Source organism: Marinilabilia sp., assembly GCF_016278715.1.
Classification (GTDB): domain Bacteria; phylum Bacteroidota; class Bacteroidia; order Bacteroidales; family Marinilabiliaceae; genus Marinilabilia.
In genome coordinates this window covers 1-6,557 of the sequence record NZ_JADQBH010000193.1, presented here as the reverse complement: position 1 = coordinate 6,557, position 6,557 = coordinate 1, and the positions used below count along the sequence as shown (strand labels likewise).

Annotated in this window: 6 protein-coding genes; 2 read left to right on the top strand and 4 right to left on the bottom strand. The window is 43.9% G+C overall.

The genetic code is table 11. The features are described from left to right. From QZZ43_RS12010 to QZZ43_RS12000, 3 genes are all read right to left on the bottom strand, one after another. Window positions 1-316 (bottom strand): DUF4625 domain-containing protein (locus QZZ43_RS12010; RefSeq protein WP_291859555.1); only part of this gene is annotated, 316 nt, incomplete at its 3' end. Window positions 317-346: 30 nt separating this feature from the next. Then, entirely contained in the window at window positions 347-2,689 is a 2,343-nt protein-coding gene (locus tag QZZ43_RS12005; RefSeq protein WP_291859553.1) for a TonB-dependent receptor, read from the bottom strand. 49 nt (window positions 2,690-2,738) lie between these two features. Beyond that, window positions 2,739-3,050, bottom strand: coding sequence for a hypothetical protein (locus tag QZZ43_RS12000; RefSeq protein WP_291859552.1), 312 nt, complete (start codon window positions 3,048-3,050; stop codon window positions 2,739-2,741). 339 nt (window positions 3,051-3,389) lie between these two features. On the opposite strand from QZZ43_RS12000, the gene QZZ43_RS11995 reads away from it, so the two are divergent. Then, window positions 3,390-4,271 (top strand): DUF1080 domain-containing protein, encoded by an 882-nt coding sequence (locus tag QZZ43_RS11995; RefSeq protein ID WP_291859550.1) that lies wholly within the window; start codon window positions 3,390-3,392, stop codon window positions 4,269-4,271. A 255-nt stretch (window positions 4,272-4,526) separates the two neighbouring features. Next, complete coding sequence (locus QZZ43_RS11990; RefSeq protein WP_291859549.1) at window positions 4,527-5,810, top strand: NAD(P)/FAD-dependent oxidoreductase; 1,284 nt, start codon at window positions 4,527-4,529, stop codon at window positions 5,808-5,810. A gap of 169 nt (window positions 5,811-5,979) precedes the next feature. Here QZZ43_RS11990 and QZZ43_RS11985 read toward each other — a convergent pair whose 3' ends face one another. Next, window positions 5,980-6,417, bottom strand: a complete 438-nt coding sequence (locus QZZ43_RS11985; RefSeq protein WP_291859547.1) for a hypothetical protein — start codon at window positions 6,415-6,417, stop codon at window positions 5,980-5,982. Window positions 6,418-6,557 lie beyond the last annotated feature (140 nt).

Below are 6,557 nucleotides of genomic sequence, written 5' to 3'. Positions count from 1 at the left end.
ATTCCTCAATCAGGTGAAACGGATTCACAGGATCCCTTTCCGGTTCCATTTCACACTCAACCGCATCGGTACTATGGGTATGATGGTCAAAATTGTCGTGTGACTCAATACTAAAAGCCCCCAATTCTTCATTGTCCGTGAAAACAGCTCTGAAAGTAAAATTCTCTCCCGGATGAACCACAGAACAATTTTCCGGAAAGGCATCATCTCCTGACATATCAATTACCGGATACATATCGTCCTTGTCATCGCTGCAGGATGAAAAAAGGAAAAACGAAATCATCAACACACTCAAAATAGTTCTCATCAACATCATCATCATGGATTTTTAAATATTTATCAATAATTAAAAGGAAACACTCATTGAAACAATAAAATTACGACCGGGCCCCGGAGCTTCTATTAGTCGATAAAAACTGGTATGGTCCAGATACCGCACATTAAACAGGTTTCGTATCTGAAAGCGCCAGTTGATTTGCGCCGCGCCTACCTGACGGGATGCCCCTGCCAATATGGAAGTCAGCCCATACCCCGGAGTTTTCTTTTCTGGGGGAACTATCTCATTCTGAGCTGCAACAAGTCGATATTCTCCCCGCAACATCAGATTTTCAAATGACCGAAAAGAGGGATGGTTATATTCCAAAGAAAAGTCGGTCGTCCAGGGAGGTGAAAACGGCAATGTAAACCCCTCTTTATCTCCTGTCAGCTGCCGGGAATAAACATACTCCGATTCCACAGCGGATTGCAGTCTGTCGGACAACTGATATTGCACAATCAGCTCTCCACCTGTGCGAAACACCTCATTATCCTGATATTTGAATCGTTGCAAACCCTGTTCAAAACCACCTTCCGGTCCCAGATAAATATAGTTTGGAAACCAGGTCACAAAGGGGTTTATCTCAAATCCAAAGGAATTCCATTCATGCCCAACCGCAGCATCCAGTTGCCATGACACCTCAGGCGAAAGATTTATATCACCCTCCTCGTAGCGGTACATGTGGTAGTTCATTCCGTTTGCCGCCAGTTCTTTGGGGAGTGGCATCCGAAAGCCGTTGCCAAAATTCAATTTTAAAAACGATCGTTCCTGATGATAGTTTACCCCCAGGGCCCAGCTCACAAAGTTAAAATCCCTGCTGGCATCAGGCGCTCTGAGAATATACTCTTCTCCATTTTCACCGGGACTCATAAACCAATCGCGGTGCGACTCTATCTGAATCCGGGAAAAGTCATATCGAATGCCTGCATTCACAACCCAGGGAGGTGTCAGAAAAATCTTATCGTGAATGAAAAGACCCGATTCGGTACTTTGAAATGCAGGAATAATAAAACCCCATCCGTCAATTTCATTCACCTGACGCTCCACATCTCCGCCAACAGTAAGGGTGTGACGACCGATTTCAGGAATTTTCCAGCGCACATTAACACTTCCGGTCTCCTTTTTAAACCACCGCTCCAGATTATCCGGCGGTTTTGGCATGTATCCATGCGCCACCGCTTCGGAGAATTCCTCACGCAGATTATGTTGCCATCCTGCATTGATTCGTATTTGATGAGCACCCGGAAAAATCGTGGTATTGTTCGTCACTTTTCGATGATTTACCTGCTGATAAGGCAAATCGATGGTGCGGGAAGAGCGGTCATAATCGATGGAAGAAGCTCTGATTTCCAGTCCGTGCGCATTGGCAAAGAACCCGCTTTTGGCATTAAGCTGACTAACGGTAAATCGGGTCGAAAATTTATCAGAAGTCCAACCCACAGCCAGGTTGCCATTGTTTTCATATCCGGCGGTATTGCGCATGGCCCCGTCTTTGAGACGAAAATAATATGAATAGTATTCAATACTATCGGCCGGCACGCGGTAATCGGCATAATCCACGAGCGATGCTCTGGCTCTTAAAAACAGGTGATTCCATCGTTTAAAAAGAGCCACAGAACCACCTAACGACTGGTTATTGCTCCCGCCTGTAAGGTCCACCTCCACCCCGGCAGAATGCTGTCCCGGAATCGAGAAACTCCTCATATCAATGACACCACCAATGGCACCCGAACCATACATCAGGGATGCCGGTCCTTTAATTACTTCCACATTTTCAACCCCGTACTGGTCAATTTCCAGCCCATGATCAGCTCCCCATTGCTGCCCCTGATGAGCTACCCCGTTTTCTGCCACCACCACACGGTCGAAACCCAGTCCCCGAATCAAGGGCTTCGACTGTCCGGAGCCAATATCAATGGAACTGATGCCGGGCAACCGCCTAAGGGTCTGCATCAGGCTTCCTGAACGATTATTCTCAATAAATTTCCGATCCACTACTGCCACACTTCTTGAATCTTCCCTGTTCAAAATACTTCGGTAGGTTCCTTCCACCACCACTTCTTCCAGCGAATGGTCTTCCCGCTGCAAAGTAATATGCAGCGGCATTTGTTCTCTGATGTCTACTTCTCTTATCCAGGGCTCATACCCTAAAAAAGAAACTTCGACCACATACCTTCCAGAAGGTATTTTTTTTATCTGAAACTCTCCGTCTTTCCCGGTCACCGCTCCCAGCCCCAATGACTCAATGTGAACCACAGCACCCGGCAAAGGATCATTGTGCTGACAAGTAACCACTCCTTTCAGCAAAAAATGTGATTGTCCGGTTAACCCTGCACTCACAAACAACAGCAACAACAAAAAAACACTCTTCATATTCAACACCTTCATTAAGAACAAACCGAAACCCCGACATTTATTCACGCTATGCATTTTCAACCGGCACTGTTTCGTTACACTGATTACAAATACCCCGAATTACCAAATCATGCTCTTCATCCAAAAAGCCGGCCGGAAGATTCAACGATTGCACCTTAATACTTTTCAGACAATAAAGATTGTGACACTTCCGACAATAAAAATGTGCATGATCCACCTGATGATGATGCCCGTTTTCACAATTATTCAGCGCATATTTCACCATCACGTTGTCAGCGACAATGCGATGAATAATTCCGGCATGAGTAAGCGTCTGAACACTCCGATAAAAGGTTGCCCGATCGTACAGCTCTCCCATCAGATCTTTAATTTCACCTTCGGATTGGGGCCCGGATGCCTCCTGCAAAGCCTGTATATGGCGATGCGAGGGGTGGTTTTTTTTACTCTGTGATGATCTAATATTTCTGTTGCTGTCATAGAATTCATCAGTATAATAATTTATCTAGGTTATTGGTCTGATGGAACTCGTCCCGAACAATCGGGACTCGTTTCATTTAAAAGTAAAGCCACAAACTTAATGAAATAACATCTCACTTGAAACATTGTTTCATTTAAACGCAATTGCTTTGAGAGGAAATTTTCATAACTTTAAGAATCTTAAGTTGAAACAACAAAACCAATAAAAACAAAATCTGAGATGAAAAATCACAAACGATTTTCAATGGCATTAGTGGTACTGGCGGCCCTTTTTTCAACCTCCTTCACCCCTGAAGATGAATGGGAAAATCTGCTGGACAGGGACCTGTCCAAATGGGAAATGTATTTAAGCTTTAAGCATCAGAACAATTACGATGGCAGTCACCCACTGGATGAAAACGGCAATGCCATTGAACCCGTTGGCTACAACAAAAATATAAACAACGTTTTTTCCGTAATTGAAGAGGATGAAGTCCCCGTTCTAAGAATAAGTGGCGAGTATTACGGGGCTGTATTTACGAAAGAATCTTTCAATAATTACCACCTTAAATTAAAAGTAAAATGGGGCGATAAGAAATGGGAACCCCGGGAGGACAAACTCCTGGATTCCGGACTTCTCTATCATTCAAATGGCGAAGCCGGCGTAGATTATTGGCGTTCATGGATGCTGTCGCAGGAATTTCAGATTATGGAAGGTCACATGGGTGATTACTGGGCCATCGGTAACACCGCCATTGATGTGCGAGCATTCCCTCAGGAAGGAATGATGAACTCGGTAGCCGGACATGAAGAACTATTCATTCCCATTGGCGGAACAAGTGGTCGCGATGCTTTTTGTTTACGAAGTGCCGATTACGAAAGTGACCCGGGTGAATGGACCACCCTGGAACTTATCTGTTTCAACGGAAAAAGCCTGCACATTGTAAACGGAGAAGTGGTAATGGTGCTGCAAAACTCCAGAATAACTGAGGAAGACGGAACCCGACCACTGGAAAGCGGCAAAATACAAATTCAGAGTGAAGCCGGAGAAGTTTATTTTAAAGACATCAAAATTAAGCAACTAAATCAATTTCCCGAACAATACGAAAAATTATATCATTAACAAAAACGGGGGTGGCTGATGGCTCTGTCACCCCTGCAAATCACACATCTCAGCTACTCTTCCGGTGAAGAACCTGTATCCAAATTCTCACCACTCACTAACATACCATTTTTCTGCAGAAATCGTTTTTCGGACGGTTTCATCTTATTTTTCTCTAATTAAAGAAAAAATTCTATAAAACAACAAACATAAGACCTCCCACTCTGTTTTATATACAGACAACACAATCATTTTTCAGGAAAACAACAAAAAATTATGGTTAAGGAACTAGACCTCCAGAACAAGAAGCAGGTAATTGTAGTCGGAGGAGGATTTGCCGGGCTTCAGCTGGTGCGAAATCTTGACAAGCGGTATTTTAATGTGTTGTTGATCGACAAGATCAATCATCACCAATTTCAACCGCTGTTCTATCAGGTAGCTACCTCACAAATTGAGCCGGCAAGTATCTCTTTCCCCTTCAGAAATATTTTCAAAAATCAGGAACACATCCAAATTCGGATGGCTGAAATGGTCAGAGTTAACTCCGAAAAGCAGACCATCAGTACTTCCATTGGCGATTTCCCTTACGACTATCTGGTTATTGCCACCGGATGCAGAACCAATTATTTTGGAAATCCCAACATTCAAAAAAACGCCTTTTCTCTTAAAACAACCTACCAATCCATTACCATCAGGAATCACATACTACTAACTTTCGAAAAAGTAATTGCAGCCCCAAAAGAAGACCGGGAAAGTCTGCTGAATCTGACCATCGTAGGAGGCGGCCCGACAGGTGTGGAACTGGCCGGTGCATTTGCAGAAATCAAAAGAGAAATTCTCCCCAAGGATTACCACGACATAGACCTTTCAAAATTCACCATCAGGCTGGTGGAAGGCAGCAATCATGTTCTCAATAACATGAACCGGGCATCGGGCGATGCGGCTGAAAAATACCTGCGAAAAATGGGGGTCGTACTGCTCAAAAACACCTTTGTAAAAGATTACGATGGCGAAAATCTGACGCTCAGTTCCGGTGAAACCATTAAATCCAGAACTGTTATCTGGGCAGCCGGAGTTACAGGCCGAAAAACAGAAGGAATACCAGCAGAGGCAATCACGCGTGGAAACCGGATTGTTGTTGACCGCCAGAATAAAATTAAGGGTTTCGACAATATTTTTGCAGTGGGCGACATCGCTTATATGGAGACACCCCATTACCCGAACGGGCATCCTCAGGTTGCCAACGTAGCAATCAACCAGGCGAAGTTATTGGCAAGAAACCTAAAAAACACTGTTCGGGGCAAAGCTGTATCCGACTATAAATACCGCGACATGGGCTCTATGGCCACCATAGGTCGCAACAAAGCAGTGGTGGATCTTCCGTTTATGCGTTTTAAAGGCTATCCGGCATGGCTTGTCTGGATGTTTCTGCACCTCATGCTTATCCTCAGCGTACGGAACAGACTCATCATCTTTATCAACTGGGCCTGGCTTTATGTTACCAAGAATACTTCGCTAAGACTCATCCTTACCCCTCCCAACAAAAATGAAACATCCTGAAAACAGACACTGCAAAGACACCATTCGTTTATTTTACTGATTTAAATTTAGGAGGTGTTCTGAACTGGATTTCTTAAGTTCGATTTCCCGGGAATTGTCCATGGAAACCCGGTTACATCCAATATTAATGCCCTGGATGTCATTGGTCTGCTCATTTCCAGAAATTTCATTATTCGTGCAACCGACGCCACCTAAAAGTCAGAACAATCAACGAAATAACCTTCAACACTTCCAATATCACATAGTAGAAATGAACATAAGAAGCCGAAACCGTTTCCCCATCAATTATTGTTGTAGCTCGGGCGGATAGAACCGGCAATAACACAAAAGTCTGCACTGTCAATATCAATACCACTACCCCGGAAAACAGCAGCGTTGCTCTATTCAGGTTTATTAACTCCCGAATAAGGAGGAACAAATAACCCAGAGCCAAACCCCATTCCACCAAATTGAGGGCATTAAAAACTTTCATTCCAATACCCAATCCAATTGGCAATGTCACTCCGGGTGCCTGAAACTTCAACCATGCTTCCATAAAGCTGATAGCACTCACAGCTCCCACCCAAAACATCAGTATAAGTACGGCAAAAAAAACAGATAACCTCATATTGCAATCCTGTTGTTTAAAAAATCCATGACTTTTCCTCATTCTTAGAAACAAAGACACTGGTGTCTGGTTAAAGAAAAGAGATTGCTTCACTGCTTTCGCAACGGCAAGCGATTAGATGATATTACGGAACGGAGAAA

Bases quoted from the DNA above. Each gene is read 5' to 3' on its own strand.
- QZZ43_RS12005 (WP_291859553.1), bottom strand. From the start codon at position 2,689: ATGAAGAGTGTTTTTTTGTTGTTGCTGTTGTTTGTGAGTGCAGGGTTA.
- QZZ43_RS12000 (WP_291859552.1), bottom strand. From the start codon at position 3,050: ATGGGAGAGCTGTACGATCGGGCAACCTTTTATCGGAGTGTTCAGACG.
- QZZ43_RS11995 (WP_291859550.1), top strand. From the start codon at position 3,390: ATGAAAAATCACAAACGATTTTCAATGGCATTAGTGGTACTGGCGGCC.
- QZZ43_RS11990 (WP_291859549.1), top strand. From the start codon at position 4,527: ATGGTTAAGGAACTAGACCTCCAGAACAAGAAGCAGGTAATTGTAGTC.
- QZZ43_RS11985 (WP_291859547.1), bottom strand. From the start codon at position 6,417: ATGAGGTTATCTGTTTTTTTTGCCGTACTTATACTGATGTTTTGGGTG.